Origin of the sequence: Anabaena subtropica FACHB-260 (assembly GCF_014697105.1) — a bacterium.
Lineage (GTDB): Bacteria > Cyanobacteriota > Cyanobacteriia > Cyanobacteriales > Nostocaceae > Trichormus > Trichormus subtropicus.
This window is the reverse complement of record NZ_JACJRF010000015.1, coordinates 36,964-54,913: the sequence shown is the minus strand read 5'-3', so window position 1 is coordinate 54,913 and position 17,950 is coordinate 36,964. Positions and strand designations below refer to the sequence as shown.

Genomic DNA, 17,950 nt, shown 5'->3' with positions numbered 1-17,950 from the left:
TAAAGCTTTATCTGCCATTTGTTGATGAATTCGTATTTACCAAATATCTGCTGTACGTTTTTTATAAGGTTCACCAGTAAATGGTTGTACTCCTATAAATGGATAAGCATCATCTGTAGGCCCAAAAATCCGCAAAAATGCTTCAGAAATATATTGCATTACGCCAGAGAACATTTTGGAAATAGCCATAAACTTAGACCCCTATTTGAGTCAATTTCTGGTGATTTCCCTACTGTAGTTCAACTAAACTTATCTGGCTTTAGTTCTCAATATATTGAGAATAAATGCAATACTTTTTCAGATAGCTTTGCAATACTTTAAATTATTGGCAACTAACTGACAGTTTTCACTTAGATTTTAACTTAAAAATCCCCATGAGAAAAACTTGAAAACAACGGCAGAGAACGTGAATGTTTGCCTTCTTTTCCTTACTGTAAGGTGCTTTGAAAAATCTCGTGGATATTAAACACGAATTTTTAGTATCGGAATAATATCAAATTCAACTATTAAGAAATATTAATTAATGGAATTTTTCAAGCTTATCAATTGCTAAAAATGTTGTCTTTGCTTGTATGCGACCAAATTTTTCTGAGCGCTTGACAATATTTATGGTAAATCCTACCATAATAAAAAGAAGCATTCTTTTAAGGAAGCGCTTGCATGAAAACTATCCCCATCTGGGATGTTCAGCAAACCCCAGAATTAAACATCTCTGCGGCTGATTACAGCCTGCTTACCGATCTTTACCAGCTGACAATGGCAGCTTGTTATACAGGTGAAGGCGTAGAACAACGACGAGCTAGCTTTGAATTATTTGTCAGGCGATCGCCAGAAGGTTTTGGTTACTTAATTGCGATGGGGCTGGCGCAAGCACTGGAATATTTAGAAAAGTTACGCTTTAGCCCGGAACAGATAGCAGCATTACAAGCCACAGGAATTTTCGCTCATGCAGGGGAAAGCTTTTGGTCATTACTAGCAGAGGGGCGGTTTAGTGGGGATGTGTGGGCAGTACCAGAAGGGACAGCCGTATTTGCCAACGAGCCATTTTTACGGGTCGAGGCACCCCTATGGCAAGCACAGCTAGTAGAAACTTACTTATTAAATACGCTCAACTACCAAACTCTAGTAGCCACAAGAGCAGCACGCCTCCGTGATGTAGCGGGTGAGCCAGCAAGACTTTTGGAATTTGGTACAAGACGGGCATTTAGTCCCCAAGCCTCTTTGTGGGCAGCCAGGGCAGCCTTAGGGGGCGGACTAGATGCCACCTCCAATGTGTTAGCAGCGCTACAACTGGGTGAACAGCCAAGTGGTACGATGGCTCACGCCTTGGTTATGGCATTGTCGGCGATGGAAGGCAGTGAAGAGCAAGCTTTTAGTGCGTTCCATCGCTATTTTCCCGGTGCGCCATTGTTGATAGATACTTATGATACTGTCGCGGCAGCCCAACACTTATCAGAGCAAGTGAATAGCGGAAAAATGCAATTATCTGGTGTCAGGTTAGATTCTGGTGACTTAGTTACCTTATCAAAACAAGTGCGATCGCTCCTACCAGAAGTATCCATTTTTGCCAGTGGCGACTTAGATGAATGGGAAATCGCCAAACTCAAAGCAGCCGGTGCAGAAATCGACGGCTACGGACTAGGAACCAGACTAGTTACAGGTACGCCTGTGAATGGAGTTTATAAACTCGTAGAAATTGACGACATCCCAGTCATGAAAAAGTCCAGTGGTAAGGTAACATACCCAGGGCGCAAACAAATCTTTCGCTCCTATGCGGGAGGTCAGGTCAAAGCAGACAGACTGGGGTTAATGACAGACACCCCTTTGGCACAAGAAACGCCTTTATTGCAATTGGTAGTCAAAGAAGGTCAACGCCTCCAACCACCAGAAACCCTGTCCGCAATTCGCCAACGCACCACAGCCTCCGTAGCCAGTTTACCCGAACAAACAAGACGGCTGAATAATCCCATTCCGGTACCAGTGGAAATTTCCCCCACACTGCAAGATTTGACAGAAGTTACATTGCAACGTCTCAACCAATGACTATGAACAAAATCGCTTTATTTGGTACTAGTGCAGACCCACCAACAGCCGGACATCAGAAAATTTTACGCTGGTTGTCTGAGCGTTATGATTGGGTGGCAGTTTGGGCGGCTGATAACCCGTTTAAATCTCATCAAACACTATTAGAGCATCGGGCGGCAATGTTGCGGCTGTTGATTGCGGATATAGAAACGCCTCGACAGAATATAGCTTTAGAACAGGATTTGAGTAGCTTTAGAACTCTGGAAACAGTGGAGAAGGCGAAATTACGTTGGGGTGCAGAGACAGAGTTTACTTTGATAATTGGTTCAGATTTACTGAGTCAGTTACCGCGCTGGTATCGAGTTGAAGAATTATTACAGCAGGTGCAACTGTTGATTGTGCCACGACCCGGATATGCAATAGATGGGACTAGTCTAGAAGCCGTGCAACAACTGGGAGGCAAAATTGCGATCGCCTCTTTAACAGGTCTAGATGTTTCTTCAACAGCGTATCGTGAACGTGGAGATACCGAAGCTCTCACACCCCCTATAGTCGCATACATTCATCAACAGCATTTGTACAAATGCCCGGACGCAACCACAAAAAGTTTTCAACTCCGCTAAATCAACAACCTTTGGCCGATTTTAAGGTTGGTGTTGATAATGTAATTTTTTCCGTAGATACTGAAAAGAATCGGCTGTTAGTTCTGTTAGTAATGCGACAGCAAGAACCATTCTTAAATTATTGGAGTCTTCCCGGTACTTTGGTACGAGAAGGAGAGTCTTTAGAAGATGCTGCCTATCGCATTATGGCTGAGAAAATTAGAGTCAAAAATCTCTATTTAGAACAGTTATATACCTTTGGCGGCCCCGAACGTGACCCACGAGAAGAAATTGGTAGTTATGGTGTACGTTACCTATCAGTTAGTTACTTTGCCCTCGTCAGATTTGAGGAAGCAGAATTGATTGCTGATGGTGTTACTGGTATTGCTTGGTATCCAGTCAAGCAAGTGCCAAAATTAGCGTTTGACCATAATGAAATTTTGGCTTATGGACATCGGCGCTTACGCAATAAATTAGAATACAGTCCAGTGGCTTTTGAAGTCTTGCCGGAAATGTTTACTTTAAATGATTTATATCAGTTGTATACAACAGTTTTAGGGGAAAATTTTGCCGATTATTCCAATTTTCGAGCGCGTTTATTGAAGTTGGGATTTTTATCAGATACCGGAATCAAAGTATCACGAGGCGCAGGTCGTCCCGCGAGTTTATACAAGTTTGATGCCGAAGCTTTCGCCCCCTTCAAGGACAAACCTTTAGTATTTATTTAATTGGTAATTGGTAATTGTTGATGCAGAGATAACCTTTCTGTAATAGCAACTGATAACTGACAACTGACCACTAACTAAAAATAATGAAAATTGCGATCGCTCAAATTAATCCTATTATTGGTGATTTATCAGGCAATGCCCAAAAAATTCTAGAAATGGCACAGCAGGCAGTCAAAAAAGGTGCAAGACTGCTGTTAACACCAGAATTATCTTTATGTGGTTATCCACCAAGAGATTTGTTATTAAATCCTAGCTTTTTGGCAGCAATGACTATCAATTTACAACAATTAGCTAGAGATTTACCTGTAAATTTGGCTGTGTTAGTGGGTACAGTTACACCAAATTATCAAGCTCATATTACTGGAGAAAAGTCTTTATTTAACAGCATAGCTCTATTAGAAAATGGTGAAATTAAACAATTTTTTCATAAGCGACTTTTACCTACTTATGATGTATTTGACGAGCATCGTTATTTTGCAGCAGGTCAAGAAGCTAATTATTTCACTTTAGATAATATCAATGTTGGCGTGACAATTTGTGAGGATTTATGGAACGATGAGGAATTTTGGGGCAAACGTAGTTATGTAGCAAATCCTATTGCTGATTTAGCAATTTTAGGTGTAGATTTAATCGTCAATTTATCGGCTTCACCTTACAGTTTGGGTAAGCAAGGCTGTAGAGAAGCAATGCTTAAACATAGTGCAGTAAGATTTCAACAACCAGTAATTTACACTAACCAAGTCGGCGGCAATGATGATTTAATTTTTGATGGTCGGAGTTTTGCTTTAAATCGTCAAGGCGAAGTAATGTGTCGGACTAAGGGTTTTGAGTCTGATTTAATTACAGTAGAATTTGACGAGGCACAACGGGATTTACAATTAAGTTCTGTTGCTCTTGCTTATGAGTCAGAAGATGAAGAAATTTGGCACGCTTTAGTTTTGGGAGTGCGGGATTATGCTCAAAAATGTCGTTTTTCTCAAGTAGTGTTGGGTTTAAGTGGGGGGATTGATTCGGCATTAGTAGCGACAATTGCCACTGAAGCATTAGGTAAAGAAAATGTCTTTGGTGTGTTGATGCCTTCCCCTTACAGTTCCGAACATTCCATTAGTGACGCTTTAGCATTAGCCGGAAATTTGGGAATCAAAACGCAAATTTTACCCATAGGGGAGTTAATGCAAAGCTTTGATAACAGTTTGTTAGAGTTATTTGCTGGGACAGAATTTGGTTTAGCTGAGGAGAATATTCAGTCACGGATTCGCGGTAACTTATTAATGGCGATCGCTAATAAATTTGGTTACCTGTTACTATCCACCGGCAACAAGTCTGAAATGGCGGTGGGTTACTGCACTCTCTACGGTGACATGAACGGCGGCTTGGCTGTAATTGCTGATGTTCCCAAAACTCGCGTCTACTCTTTGTGCAGATGGTTAAATCGCTCTCAAGAAATCATCCCCCAAAACGTCCTCACCAAACCACCAAGCGCCGAACTCAAACCCGGTCAAGTTGACCAAGATTCCCTACCCCCTTACGAAATCTTGGACGACATCTTACAACGCCTAATTCACAATCATCAATCAGTAGGGGAAATTGTCGCCGCAGGTCACGACTCTGTGGTAGTAGACAGAGTTATTCAAATGGTGGCGCGAGCAGAATTTAAGCGCCGCCAAGCACCCCCAGGATTGAAAATCACCGACCGCGCCTTTGGTACTGGTTGGCGAATGCCAATTGCTAGTGACTGGAGTGCGATTAAAAGTAATTACCACAATATAGCGGTTTACAGTTAGAAGGTTGCGCTACTTATGAATTGAGTAATGAGTAATGAGTAATGAGTAATGAGTGATGAGTAATGAGTAATGAGTGATGAGTGATGAGTAATGAGTGATGAGTAATGAGTGATGAGTGATGAGTAATGAGTAATGAGTAATGAGTAATGAGTAATGAGTGATGAGTAATGAGTAATGAGTAATGAGTGTAGTAGTAGGGTGTGTCAGTATGAATAATTTTTTGATACAGCTAGGTTTTCTCGCACTGACGCACCCTGCATTTTGGATATTTTTTTATCTGGAAATCCCTTAACCAAAAACACTGGCGAAAAATTCCAGAGTTTCCTTGAGTGCTTTGATGAAGACATCAATTTCCTCGCGGGTGTTGTAGAACGATAGGCTGGCGCGTGCGGTTGCTGCTAAACCTAAGTGGCGGTGTAATGGTTGAGTGCAGTGGTGTCCGGAACGGATAGCAACGCCTTCTTGATCTAATAATGTAGATAGGTCGTTGGCGTGGACTCCTTCGGTAGTAAATGTTGCTAAAGCGGCTCTACCTTCTCCGTCTGCGTTAGGTTTGGGGCCGTAGAGGGTAATTTGGGGAATTTGCTCTAATTGTTGGTACAAATAAGCTGTTAATTCGGCTTCATAGGCGTGGATTTTGTCCATACCGATATTAGTAAGATAATCTATCGCCGCACCGAGTGCGATCGCTTCCCCAATTGCAGGTGTCCCAGCTTCAAATTTATGGGGTAATTCGGCATAGGTGGAATGATCTAAATATACTTCTGCAATCATCTCACCACCACCAAAAAATGGCGGCATTGCTTCTAATAATGCCAACTTACCATATAAGAACCCGATGCCTGTGGGAGCGCACATTTTATGCCCAGATGCTACCAACCAGTCACAGTCTATTTGCTGGACATCGACAGGTATATGGGGAACACTTTGACAAGCATCAACTAAGAATTTCGCGCCGTATCTGTGAGCAATTTCCGCAATCTCTGCCACTGGATTTATACAACCCAATGTGTTAGAAACGTGGACGATGGAAACCAGTTTTGTTTTTTCACAAATCAGTTGTTTAAACTGTTCCATATCCAAAGTTTGTTCTGGTGTTAGTTCCACAAACTTGAGAACTGCACCTGTTTTTTGAGCCACAAATTGCCAGGGAACTATATTACTGTGGTGTTCCATCACCGACAGAATAATTTCATCACCAGCTTTTAAATTGTTCATTCCCCAGCTATAGGCGACGAGGTTAATGGCTTCGCTGGCGTTGCGGGTGTAAACAATTTCTTGACGGGAGGCTGCATTGATAAATTTAGCAACCTTATCCCGTGCGGCTTCATAAGCGTCGGTGGCTTTGGCGCTGAGGGTATGCGCTCCCCGATGCACGTTAGAGTTGTATCGTTCGTAATAATCCCTGAGTGCATTTAAGACGAACAAGGGTTTTTGCGATGTCGCCGCGTTATCTAGGTAAACTAAGGTTTTACCGTTGACTTCCTGATGCAATATGGGAAAATCGGCGCGGACTTTATCTGCAAGGGTTTTGGTAGGTGTATAAGTCATTGGTAATTAGTCAATAGTCAATACTCATAGTCATTAGTCATTAGTTAGAGACTTAAAACTAGTGACAGTGTTTAGTAATTTGTCTCGCAAGGAAGGTACAGGTATTTGGTTGATGATTTCGGCGGCGAAAGCGTTAATTAATAACTTGCGTGCGTCGTTGGCATCTATTCCCCGGCTTTGCAGGTAGAATATTTCATCATCTTCCAACTGACTGACAGTTGCACCGTGGGCGCATTTTACGTTGTCGGCGGTGATTTCTAGTTGGGGTTTGGTGTCAACTCTGGCTTTTGATGATAACAGCAAGTTGCGGTTTAACTGGGCTGCATCTGTTAGCTGTGCTGGTTTGGGAACGAAAACTTTACCATTGAAGACTGCATGAGCGCGATCGCCTACAATACATTTATGTAATTGCTTACTTGTACCATAGGGATGATTGAGTGCGATCGCACTATGAGTATCTGCCAACTGGTTACTGGCTACCATTGTCAAACCGTTGAGAGTAGTTTCGGTTTGTTCACCAGTCTGCAAAATCTCTAAATTATGCCGTGATATTTTTCCACCCAAAGTTACGGCGTGACAAGTATAACGGCTATAACGTGCCTGTGTTACCGCAGTTTTCCCGATGTGGAAAGCCTGCTTACTTTCATTCTCAACTCTAGTGTGACTGACATGGGCATTGTCAGCGATCGTAATTTCCGTAACTGCGTTGGTTAGGTAAACCCCCTCTTCTGCATTTGGGGTAACAAACTCTTCAACTACACTTACCTGGGAACCACTTTCCGCCACCACTAAACACCGGGGTTGGGAAATCATCGCCGTTTCACCAGCCACAGAAATAAATACCAGATGTATTGGTGTTTCCACGATGACATTCTTCGCCACCAACACCACAGCCACATCCGAGATACCAGCCGTATTCAAGGCGGTGAATACTTCTAACGCACCTTCAGATTGTGCTAAATATTTTTTTACACGTTCCTGCTCAGTGATGGGTAACGCAGATAAATTACCAACAACTACACCGGGAGGTAAATCTGCAACTGCTGATAAATCAGGCGCATAAACACCATTGACAAACACCAACCGACTGTCTGCGGCTTCTGACAAACCCAGCACCGAAATATCAGCTGGCTTTACTTCCCCTTGCTGAAATTCCACCCGTCGCAAAGCCGACAAATCAGTAAACCGCCATTCTTCCTCACGAGTAGTAGGAATAGTTGAATGACGCACCCAATTCGCAGCACCTTCACGCAATTCCTGTAACCATCCCTCTGTCGCTGGTACAGTCACCTGATTTAACAAACTAAGCAAATAACTATCTCTATCCAACAAACTCGATGTCAAACTCACCGCATCCGAATTAGCAATTGCACTAGGAGAAACTTGCATCGTCATTACACACCCACCTCAACAGCAGCATCTTCTAGCAGCCAGTCATAACCACGAGACTCTAACTCTAGTGCCAATTCCTTACCACCACTAGTAATTATCTGCCCCCGTGCCATCACATGGACAAAATCCGGCACAATATAATCAAGCAACCGTTGATAGTGAGTAATCAAAATCGTCGCATTTTCCGGACTAGCGAGTTGATTCACACCATGAGCGACAATTTTCAGCGCATCAATATCTAAACCAGAATCAGTCTCATCCAAAATTGCCAACTTCGGTTCCAGCAAAGCCATTTGCAGAATCTCATTCCGCTTCTTCTCACCACCAGAAAACCCTTCATTCACACTCCGATTCAGGAAAGCAGCATTCATCTTCACCACTTCCAGCTTTTCCTCAATCAAATCATCAAAATCAAAGGTATCAATTTCCTCCAACCCTTGAGCTTTGCGACGAGAATTATAAGCCACCCGCAAGAAATCCAAATTACTCACACCAGGGATTTCCAAAGGATATTGGAACGCCAAAAACACACCAGTCCGCGCCCGTTCCTCCGGTTCCAACTCCAGCAAATTCCGTCCTTGGAAAACTACCTCACCACCAGTAACCGTATAAGCAGGATGTCCCGCCAACACCTTAGACAAAGTACTCTTACCAGAACCATTCGGCCCCATAATTGCATGAACTTCACCAGAACGCACCTCAAGATTCACACCCTTGAGAATTGGCGTACCATCAACTTCAGCCGTCAAATCTCTAACTGACAGCACAACTTCACTATTTTCAATAATCATCTTCTCTCTTCTCTCTTCTCTCTCTTCTCTGCGTACCTCAGCGCCTACCTCAGCGCCCTCTGCGTTAAAACTCCCTAACCAACACTACCTTCCAGCTTCAGACTCAACAACTTATCAGCCTCCACCGCAAACTCCATAGGTAACTGATTAAACACATCCTTACAGAAACCGCTAATCATCATAGAAATAGCGTCCTCCGAAGAAATACCGCGTTGAGCAAAGAAAAATAGCTGATCTTCCCCTATCTTGGAAGTAGAAGCTTCATGCTCCACCTTCCCCGTATTATTCTGCACTTGAATATAAGGGAAAGTATTAGCGTGGGCATTATCACCGATTAACATAGAGTCACACTGAGAATAGTTCCGTGCGCCTTTAGCTGTGGGATTGATTTTCACCAAACCCCGGTAACTATTACTAGATTGACCGGCAGAGATTCCTTTAGAAATAATTGTGCTACGGGTGTTCTTCCCGATATGAATCATCTTCGTCCCGGTGTCGGCTTGCTGCATATTATTTGTCAGCGCCACCGAGTAAAATTCACCAACGGAGTTATCACCAACCAATACGCAACTAGGATACTTCCAAGTAATAGCAGACCCAGTTTCTACCTGTGTCCAAGAAATCTTAGAATTTACACCTTGACACAAACCGCGCTTGGTGACGAAGTTATAAATACCACCTTTACCGTTAGCATCACCCGCATACCAGTTCTGCACTGTGGAATATTTAATCTCGGCGTTATCTAAAGCCACGAGTTCCACCACAGCAGCGTGGAGTTGGTTGCTGTCGTACATAGGTGCGGTGCAACCTTCGAGGTAGGAAACATAGCTACCTTCTTCGGCGACAATCAAAGTCCGCTCAAACTGTCCCGTATCACCAGAGTTGATGCGGAAGTAGGTAGACAATTCCATTGGGCATTTTACGCCTTTAGGAATATAGACAAAAGAACCATCACTAAATACTGCCGCGTTGAGGGCTGCAAAGTAATTATCAGCAATGGGAACAACGCTACCCAGATATTTCTTGATTAGTTCTGGGTGTTCTTGTAAGGCTTCGGAAATTGAGCAGAAAATTACGCCGTCCTCGGCAAGTTTTTCTTTAAATGTAGTGGCGACAGAAACGCTATCAAAAATCGCATCTACCGCAACGTTTGCCAAGCGTTTTTGTTCAGATAGGGGAATACCCAGCTTCTCGAAGGTTTCTATGAGGGTGGGGTCAACTTCGTCCAAGCTGTTGAGTTTTGCCTTCTTTTTTTTCGGCGCTGAGTAATAGATGATATTCTGATAGTCTATTGGCGGATACTTGACACTAGGCCAAGTTGGTTCCGTCATTTTTTGCCACTGGCGGAACGCTCTGAGGCGAAATTCCAGCATGAACTCTGGCTCGTTCTTCTTGGTAGAAATCAAGCGGACAACATCTTCATCGAGTCCACGGGGGATAGTGTCGGCTTCAATATCGGTGACAAAGCCGTACTTGTAAGGTTGGTTGACTAAGGTTTTGACAGTGGCACTCATTGGTAGTGTTCTCTCGTGTTCGGTACTGAATCTCTTGATAAGGATGGGAGACGGGCTTTGTTCTAGCCGAATCTCATCTCATATTACTGAGTGGTGACACGGCTGTTAGAATGGGGGTGGAGAGTAAAACAACATTGACGTTGTTTAATGTATCTCCATTTTACGCTAGATTAACAACAACAATGTTGTCAAAGTCAAATTTTCTCAAAAAATTTTTAGAAAAAGATGGCGACTACTCAGCAAGCCTCAACTAAACAAGAGATTTTAGAGTATCTCTGGAAACACTCACAGGCAACAGCCCTTGACCTAGCTAATGTTTTAGATGTCAGTCCCCAAGCAATTCGTCGTCATCTCAAAGATTTGGAGACGGAAGAATTAGTTGTATATTCAACTACAGTGCAAGCGGGGATGGGGCGACCGCAGCACGTTTATCAATTAAGCCGCCAAGGAAGAGAACGTCTGCACAAAAATGTGAGCGATCGCCACGGTGATTTTGCCGTATCCTTATTAGATACCCTAGCCGAAACCGTAGGACACGACCAATTCAAGACTATTTTACAGAAACAGTGGGAGCGTAAAGCCCAAGAATACCGCGATCGTGTAGGCAATGGTTCCCTGCAAGAACGGGTAGCTACCTTAGTCGAACTGCGAAAAGCTGAAGGCTTCATGGCAGAATATTACCCTGTAGATTCCTCTGACTCAACAGAGGAAGAAAGATTTATCTTCATCGAACATAACTGTGCAATTTCCAATGTTGCTGAGTCATTTCCCAGCGTCTGCGGACATGAACTAGAAATGTTCGCCGCCGTCCTCCCAGATTGTACAGTCGAGCGTACCCATTGGCAGATCAACGGCGAACATCGTTGCGGCTATCTAGTTCAAGCCCGTAAACAAACATCTCATATATAAATCTATTTTCCAATTCAGTTTAGGTCATGAATCATAACCAATTAGTAAAAGCTTTTACCAATTAGCCCAATCATGGACTAAATACACCAACATTAACAATTCAATATTCAAAATATTCTACGGCAAGTGCCAGCGCTACAAAAATAAAGACAGTTGGATTTAGGGACTCTTACCCCAACTCAACTAAGACTAAGTGTAGACTTAAAGGTCTTAAACTTTTGAATTTATGATAAAAATGTTTCTTCCCCTACAACCTTTTTCCTGCTAGCTATATAATTACCCAATATTGGCTTTTATATACTTCTATGGATTTACCATCACAGCAACCCTCAACCCAATTCCTCACCTTAGAAGAATCAGCAAAAGTAGACACCGCTCTTTTGTCATCCCCTGAGAAATTCTTAACAAGATTAACCATTTCTTCACTCAAACTCTTGAAGCATATTGCCCAAGAATATGGTGTTCCTATAGAAGATTTAACAACCCAGCAAGTTATTTCTTGGTTTGAAAACGACGGTAAAATTAGAAGAGAGCAAGGAATAGAAGCATCATATTTAAAGTGGTGAAGCTCTTAATTTTTTAAAATTAGACGAAATATTGTGAGTCAAAAACCATAACATAGCTGAAAAGACTACATTTTAAGTTTTTCACCATTCCCCAAGCCCCAACTAAGTAAAGTCCATTAAATTAGGAGGTGAAAACCATGAAATTAGAAAGTAACGCCTTTGATGCTGATGGCTTAATTCCTGTGCAATATACCTGTGATGGTGTAGATATTTCCCCACCATTAACTTGGAATGAAGTTCCCAGAGAAACACAAAGTATAGCATTAATTGTTGATGACCCTGATGCACCTAGAGGAACATTTGTACATTGGGTAATTTATGATATTCCTGCTACGGTCAACGAGTTACCAGAACAAATTTCACCGGTGAAAACTCTTTTTAATGGAGGAGTGCATGGTAAAAATGACTTTGGCAATTTAGGTTATGGCGGCCCGTGTCCACCTAGTGGTACTCATCGCTACTTTTTCCAACTTTATGCGTTAGATAAAAAGTTGGGTTTGCCAGTAGGTGCAACTAAAAATCAAGTTTTGGCTGCAATGAAAGGCCATGTATTGGCGATCGCACAATTAATGGGAAAATACAAACGCAGTTAAATCACAAAAAGCACCTGATCGGAGGTGCTTTCAAAAATGATTCCACAGTATTTATTTATTAAGCGTTGTAATGGTTAGTTCTAGGACTGCGAACTCCAGCCGCCGCACCTATTAACGAGGCAACTAGACCTAATAAAGAGCCAAATACAAACCACCATAAAGCTTTAGAAGTAGCAGCAGCAATTTCACGAGTTTGTTGAGCCGTGACATTGGGGACGTTTTGTGGTACGCCAGTACCTGGTTGTTGTACTTGGTTGATAACTTGTCCAGCGTTGGAAGCGGCTATACCAAAAGCACCTGTTACTCCACTGGCTAATAACCATGAGCTAAGTGCTAAAGTAGTCGCCCACAAAATTGCACCGTTGAGTAGTGCTGTATTCCGGTTCATGGGGCCACAGGCGCGAGATGTTACCCAACCACCAACAAATAAGGAAAGCAACAAAGCAATAGTTGACCAAAGTCCTACATTGCCGGCAACGTCAGGAGCAATTGTTCTAGGTGCGCCTGAATCGGCAACTGTGCCAGTGCCAATTGCGCTAAACAAGGCACTCAAAATTAATTGTGTAGCTAAAGCAACTAATACACCAGAAATTATAGGACCCCAACGAACACGGTCATGGTAATCACTTACTCTTCCAACTACTGCCGATTCGGGCTGAATCACATCGTCGCCTACTCGATTTACGTATGACATAAGTCTATTTTCTCCTTGCTACTTTAACTTAGGTAAAGTGTTCTCTTATTTTTATGCTTACGTTAAAATTAAATGGCTAATTACGGATTTTAATATCTATCAACAGAAAGAGTTATTTGATCTATCTTCGGTAATAATAAATAGATTCCATTTATAGAAATTAATTTATCTTTATCGAAATAAAAATGTCTATTTTTTAGATTAAGTTTACTTAAAAAATTTTCTGAATATGACCATTATATTTAGTAATTAAAAATATTTTCATAGTTGATGATGAGTAATGATAGGCAAAAAATTACCCATCATTCATTAATAAAGACCCTGTAAATGAGGAATTTATCCACTTTAACGTACTTTCACAGCAGTACCTGTCGCAGTAATTAATAATAAAACACCTGACTGGTCAACATTAATTGTGCCGGTGTCTATTTCAATGCCGATGACAGCATTCGCTCCCAAACGTTGCGCCCGGAGTTCCAATTCTTCTATAGCTTTACGTTGTCCCTGCTCAAATAGACGTTCATAACTGCCAGTACGACCACCAATAACGTCACGAATACTAGCTAAAAAATCTCGCAGAAAATTACTACCATAAACAACTTCTGCGGTAACAATACCTAAGTAGGAATCAATCACTGCACCTTGAATTACATCTGTTGTAGTTACAATCATCACTGTTCCTCATAAATTGCTGACTAGCGAACCTAGTTACTAGTCTATCAAGCTGTAGTCAGGAGAGAGTGAAGGAGGATAGATATTGACCGAATCTTGTCAGCCCATAGCGCAGCTAAGTCAACAAAAATTATCTAGGAGTCCTATAGAATTTACTCAGAAGAATTACACAAACAGAGGATGAAAATCTCTCCCTCGTTTATCTTTTCTACTTACTAACCTCATTTGAGCAGCAATCGTATTCTCAAAACAGTGCTTCAGGAGAAAATCCGACAACCTAAAATGAAAATATATCTACTATAAAACCTTTTTTACAACTAGCTTACAGGATTTGTCTAAGAAGTTTTATGTCTAAACAAATTAGGACTTTAACCCTTGTTACCAACCTATTAAATCACCAATAATTAACTCAGTATATTTTCTAGGCTTTTTGTATTGAACCCTTTAGTTAAATTTACTGATTATTAATATTTTGTAAAGAGGGATAAATACAGTTTTCAAAAATCAAATTTTTTGTTTTAATGAACAAGAAAAAAGTTCACTATAATTTAGGGAAAATTACTGTGTACAAACGCATATCATTCGTGTTGGGTGTGCTGTTATTAGGCTGTTGTGTTGCGAATATCCCCTCAGTAGCCCAAGCTCAGGTTTTGATTGTGCAGGCTAATAGCGCAGAATTAAAACGATTGTTGGAAGATGGCAAGAGGCTAGTAGATGCTGGTGATTATAATGGGGCGATCGCAGTTTATCAACAGGCTGCTGCTATGGAACCCAAAAATGCCAGAATCCATTCGGGAATTGGGTATTTATACGCTCAACAGGGAAATTTTCAGGCAGCACTAGCATCATACCGTCGGGCGATCGCCATTAACCCAAATAATAGTGATTTTTTCTATGCAGTAGGTTACATCAAAGGCAACATGGGAGATACTCCTGGTGCAAAAGAAGCTTACCGCCGTGCTATCCAATTGAACCGCAACAATGTTAGCGCTTATGTCGGCTTAGGCATCACTCAATCTCGGATGGGCGACTTCAAAGCTGCTAATTGGGCATTTGAGCAAGCAATTAACCTCGACAAGAACAATGCTCAAACTTACGAATTTATGGCGGCGATGTATAAACAACGACGACAAACCAAACAAGCAAGTAATCTGCTGCAAAAAGCCCGTGACTTATATCAAAGGCGCAATGATGCAGATGGCGTAGCTAGGGTAGAGGCGATGCTTCAGCAGTTATAAGGCTGAATTAATTTAATTGCCGTCCTGTTAACTCGACAAAAATATCTTCTAAATTAGAAGGACGTACCATCATTCCCGTTTTATCTGGCTGTTGATTTAGATAAATGTTTGCCTCTTCCAAAGAAGGAAAAAATAAATATTCCCAGCCTCGTGAACTATCATTACCTGCGTCGGTAACGCTCAACTGTTTCATGACTAGACCTTCACCGTGAGCAGAACGCAATTGTTTTAAAGTTCCCAAAGAGATTAGTTTACCACCATCCATAATACCAATGCGTCCTGGTTTAGCAGAGCCAAAAGCATTACATAAAAATTCCACCTCATCCATGTAATGAGTAGTTAGTAACATCGTCATTCCTTGTTTATTTAAATCCCGAATAATTTCCCACAGGCGGCGACGAGTTTGGGGGTCTAGTCCCACTGTCGGTTCATCTAAAAACAAGATTTTTGGTTGATGCAATAAAGCTCTAGCTATTTGCAATCGTCGTTTCATCCCACCAGACAGGGTTTTTACCAAGCTTTCCCGTCTGTCTGCTAGTTCGACATACTCCAGCCATTGATTAATTAGTTGCTGTCGCTGTGGGTTAGGGATATGATGTAGCCTGCCATGTAGCTCCATATTTTCCCACACACTTAAATCACCATCTACACTAATTTGCTGCAAAACAACGCCGATACTCTGCTTTGCTAGTATGGGTTGACGAGCTACATCATATCCGGCTACTTCCATCCGTCCTTGGGATGGTTTTGTCAGTGTAGTCAGCATCCGAATTGTGGTTGATTTTCCTGCACCGTTCGGGCCAAGGAGAGCAAATATTTCTCCGGCTTCGATGTTGAATGACAAGTCATTGACTACAGGGACGTTGTTGTAAAATTTGTAGATGTTTTCGAGAAGAACAGCAGCAGTCATGAGTAAATTGGTGACACAATTTCCTTATCTACACTACCATTCATATTTATGACGGAGTGGGGGCAATACGGTTCGGTTAACAGAGTTATCTGTTGAGGCGAGCTGTTCTTGTGCAGGGGGAGAATAGAAGCAGGGGAAGAGAAATTGCTTAATAATAACTCTCTTCCCTCCCCTGCACCCCCTGCTTATCCGAACCGTATTGGGAGTGGGGGAGATGAAAAAGATTCACCAAGGACTATGAACTAAAAAATACAAAATTTATCATCCCACAGGAAAAACCCAGTTTCTCATAGAAACCGGGTTACACGCATGAAATCAGAAAGTGAAGAGATAAGGGAGGGCAGAGAGCAGGAAGCAGAATTTCCTTCAGCATAGCTGCCTTTCTTGATAAAATTTTACTAATTATTCACTCTACAGAAAGGTAAAGCTACATCTCCATCATTCCCTCTATCTGTTCCACTAAGCCAAGGTCAAGAAACCAGTTTGAATCAAGTAGGCTGTGTAAGTCATAAATAATGTGCCATTAATCGGCGGACAGCTAATAGAACTACCTGCTAGTGCTTTGAGGGTATCTTGACAGCTAATGTGGGGCCTTCTGGCTTTGAGGTATAAATCGGGAATGGTGAGTTGTTCATCAGACCAGCGTTCTAAGAGGAAGGGACGCAAGGTGTATAGGGGATTGTCTACAGAAGTGGCATTTTGAATTAACTCTGCTTGCCATTCTTCATAAGGCAGCATTTTAATGTCATAGCCGAAAGAGCGTACCCAATCAACTAGAACACTCAAAGATACTGGTTCTGGGTGTTGCAAGTGGAAAGCTTTACCTAGCGATTGTTTCTGCATCGATAGATGCACGATCGCTTTACTGACATAATCTACAGGAGACATATCTAGCATATATTCTACTTCCGGGAAGCATCCCATTTGTAGACAACCCTTGACCATCAAGTTAATAAAGTCGTGGGTGTTACCGATACCAGTCTCACTATCTCCAGAAATTAAGGGTGGTCTATGGATAGTAACAGGTAAACCGCGATCGCTGGCAATCTTCACTAATTTTTCTGCTACCCATTTGGTTTGGGAGTAGCCTAGAAAAATACCTTCCCAGTGACTAAAATCATCACTTTCCTGCACTACCTTACCAGCATAGATAGGTGATTCAAACACCGCCACACTGGAAACATAATGCACAGGCTTGACTTTAATTTGACAAGCCAATCTTAAAATTTCTTGCGTTCCCAATACATTCGCAGCTTTCAAAGCCGAGTAAGGGAAAACATAATTCAACAAAGCACCACTATGATAAATAGTGTCAATTTCTGCTGCTAAAGTTTGGAATTGTGTTCCACTCAAACCCAGCAACGGTTCAGCTAAATCACCCACAACAGGAATAATTCTCGACTCATATTCTTCCTGCCAAATTGCATAACCTTCTAAATTAGTTTGCAGTTTAGCCTTACCTGCTTCAGTATTAGCAGCACGTACCAAACAATATATATCAGCCTGAGTTTCTTGTAGCAGTTCCCGAATTAAGAAAGCACCTAAGAACCCTGTAGCACCAGTGAGTAATATTTTCTTCGGTTGAGTCACCGGAAAATCAACAGGAATTGCACCACCAGGATGAATTGTGGGGTCAAGAACTACTTCAGCTTGTAAATCGAGGACAGGTGTATCAGGGGTGTGATTAGAACTAGGAGAATCTGTATCTTTTCCCTCAGATAATTCCTCTAATTCTTCAGCCAAACGCCCAGACAATGATTCAATAGTTGGGTAATGCCACAACAACAAAGGTGATGGTTGAAAACCTAGCAATTGCTCTAGTTTACTCACTAGAGTCATTGCCTGGGCTGAATCCAAACCGTAGCTTTCTAAATTGACGGTAGCATCAATTTCATCACTATCTACTCCCAATAATTCAGCTAGATGAGACACCATCCAAGCTTGAATATCTGCTGCACTATAATTTTGTTTTAGACTCATT

General features: G+C 41.9%; 17 protein-coding genes. 8 read left to right on the top strand and 9 right to left on the bottom strand.

Going from position 1 to position 17,950, the window contains the following annotated elements; all coding sequences use genetic code 11:
* Positions 1 to 36: 36 nt before the first annotated feature.
* Positions 37 to 189, bottom strand: a complete 153-nt coding sequence (locus H6G18_RS11140; RefSeq protein WP_190407166.1) for a nicotinate phosphoribosyltransferase — start codon at positions 187 to 189, stop codon at positions 37 to 39.
* Between the two features lie 471 nt (positions 190 to 660).
* Between H6G18_RS11140 and H6G18_RS11135 the strand changes: the two genes are divergently transcribed.
* The 4 genes from H6G18_RS11135 (at position 661) to H6G18_RS11120 (ending at position 5,139) form a co-directional block, all read left to right on the top strand.
* Complete coding sequence (locus H6G18_RS11135) at positions 661 to 2,043, top strand: nicotinate phosphoribosyltransferase (RefSeq protein ID WP_190407165.1); 1,383 nt, start codon at positions 661 to 663, stop codon at positions 2,041 to 2,043.
* 2 nt (positions 2,044 to 2,045) lie between these two features.
* Positions 2,046 to 2,648: a nicotinate-nucleotide adenylyltransferase gene (locus H6G18_RS11130; protein WP_190407221.1), complete on the top strand. Its 603-nt coding sequence runs from the start codon at positions 2,046 to 2,048 to the stop codon at positions 2,646 to 2,648.
* Complete coding sequence (locus tag H6G18_RS11125; RefSeq protein WP_190407164.1) at positions 2,609 to 3,355, top strand: NUDIX hydrolase; 747 nt, start codon at positions 2,609 to 2,611, stop codon at positions 3,353 to 3,355. The genes H6G18_RS11130 and H6G18_RS11125 overlap by 40 nt, the downstream gene beginning before the upstream one ends.
* Positions 3,356 to 3,438: 83 nt before the next feature.
* Positions 3,439 to 5,139, top strand: a complete 1,701-nt coding sequence (locus H6G18_RS11120) for an NAD+ synthase (protein ID WP_190407163.1) — start codon at positions 3,439 to 3,441, stop codon at positions 5,137 to 5,139.
* Between the two features lie 288 nt (positions 5,140 to 5,427).
* Here the strand turns inward: H6G18_RS11120 and H6G18_RS11115 are convergent, their stop codons facing one another.
* From H6G18_RS11115 to sufB, 4 genes are all read right to left on the bottom strand, one after another.
* Positions 5,428 to 6,690 (bottom strand): cysteine desulfurase, encoded by a 1,263-nt coding sequence (locus H6G18_RS11115; protein ID WP_190407162.1) that lies wholly within the window; start codon positions 6,688 to 6,690, stop codon positions 5,428 to 5,430.
* Positions 6,691 to 6,723: 33 nt separating this feature from the next.
* The gene (gene sufD / locus H6G18_RS11110; RefSeq protein ID WP_190407161.1) at positions 6,724 to 8,085 is read right to left on the bottom strand and encodes a Fe-S cluster assembly protein SufD; all 1,362 of its coding nucleotides are present in this window, start codon (positions 8,083 to 8,085) and stop codon (positions 6,724 to 6,726) included.
* Positions 8,085 to 8,873, bottom strand: coding sequence for a Fe-S cluster assembly ATPase SufC (gene sufC / locus H6G18_RS11105; protein WP_190407160.1), 789 nt, complete (start codon positions 8,871 to 8,873; stop codon positions 8,085 to 8,087). Before sufC ends, sufD begins: the two co-directional genes overlap by 1 nt.
* 74 nt (positions 8,874 to 8,947) lie before the next feature.
* Positions 8,948 to 10,387: a Fe-S cluster assembly protein SufB gene (gene sufB / locus H6G18_RS11100; protein WP_190407159.1), complete on the bottom strand. Its 1,440-nt coding sequence runs from the start codon at positions 10,385 to 10,387 to the stop codon at positions 8,948 to 8,950.
* A gap of 225 nt (positions 10,388 to 10,612) precedes the next feature.
* On the opposite strand from sufB, the gene sufR reads away from it, so the two are divergent.
* The 3 genes from sufR to H6G18_RS11085 all read left to right on the top strand — a co-directional run bounded on the left by sufR (position 10,613) and on the right by H6G18_RS11085 (position 12,455).
* Complete coding sequence (gene sufR / locus H6G18_RS11095; RefSeq protein WP_190407158.1) at positions 10,613 to 11,296, top strand: iron-sulfur cluster biosynthesis transcriptional regulator SufR; 684 nt, start codon at positions 10,613 to 10,615, stop codon at positions 11,294 to 11,296.
* Positions 11,297 to 11,601: 305 nt separating this feature from the next.
* Entirely contained in the window at positions 11,602 to 11,862 is a 261-nt protein-coding gene (locus H6G18_RS11090; protein ID WP_190407157.1) for a hypothetical protein, read from the top strand.
* Positions 11,863 to 11,999: 137 nt separating this feature from the next.
* Complete coding sequence (locus tag H6G18_RS11085) at positions 12,000 to 12,455, top strand: YbhB/YbcL family Raf kinase inhibitor-like protein (protein WP_190407156.1); 456 nt, start codon at positions 12,000 to 12,002, stop codon at positions 12,453 to 12,455.
* Positions 12,456 to 12,513: 58 nt separating this feature from the next.
* Here the strand turns inward: H6G18_RS11085 and H6G18_RS11080 are convergent, their stop codons facing one another.
* Together H6G18_RS11080 and H6G18_RS11075 are read right to left on the bottom strand one after the other, a co-directional pair.
* Positions 12,514 to 13,149: a hypothetical protein gene (locus tag H6G18_RS11080; protein ID WP_190407155.1), complete on the bottom strand. Its 636-nt coding sequence runs from the start codon at positions 13,147 to 13,149 to the stop codon at positions 12,514 to 12,516.
* A 345-nt stretch (positions 13,150 to 13,494) separates the two neighbouring features.
* Positions 13,495 to 13,821: a YbjQ family protein gene (locus H6G18_RS11075; RefSeq protein WP_190407154.1), complete on the bottom strand. Its 327-nt coding sequence runs from the start codon at positions 13,819 to 13,821 to the stop codon at positions 13,495 to 13,497.
* Positions 13,822 to 14,384: 563 nt separating this feature from the next.
* On the opposite strand from H6G18_RS11075, the gene H6G18_RS11070 reads away from it, so the two are divergent.
* Entirely contained in the window at positions 14,385 to 15,059 is a 675-nt protein-coding gene (locus H6G18_RS11070) for a tetratricopeptide repeat protein (RefSeq protein ID WP_190407153.1), read from the top strand.
* Between the two features lie 7 nt (positions 15,060 to 15,066).
* Here the strand turns inward: H6G18_RS11070 and H6G18_RS11065 are convergent, their stop codons facing one another.
* Both H6G18_RS11065 and H6G18_RS11060 read right to left on the bottom strand, forming a co-directional pair.
* Complete coding sequence (locus H6G18_RS11065) at positions 15,067 to 15,969, bottom strand: ABC transporter ATP-binding protein (RefSeq protein ID WP_190407152.1); 903 nt, start codon at positions 15,967 to 15,969, stop codon at positions 15,067 to 15,069.
* A 459-nt stretch (positions 15,970 to 16,428) separates the two neighbouring features.
* On the bottom strand, positions 16,429 to 17,949 hold the full coding sequence (locus H6G18_RS11060; protein WP_190407151.1) for a thioester reductase domain-containing protein: 1,521 nt from the start codon (positions 17,947 to 17,949) through the stop codon (positions 16,429 to 16,431).
* Position 17,950 lies beyond the last annotated feature (1 nt).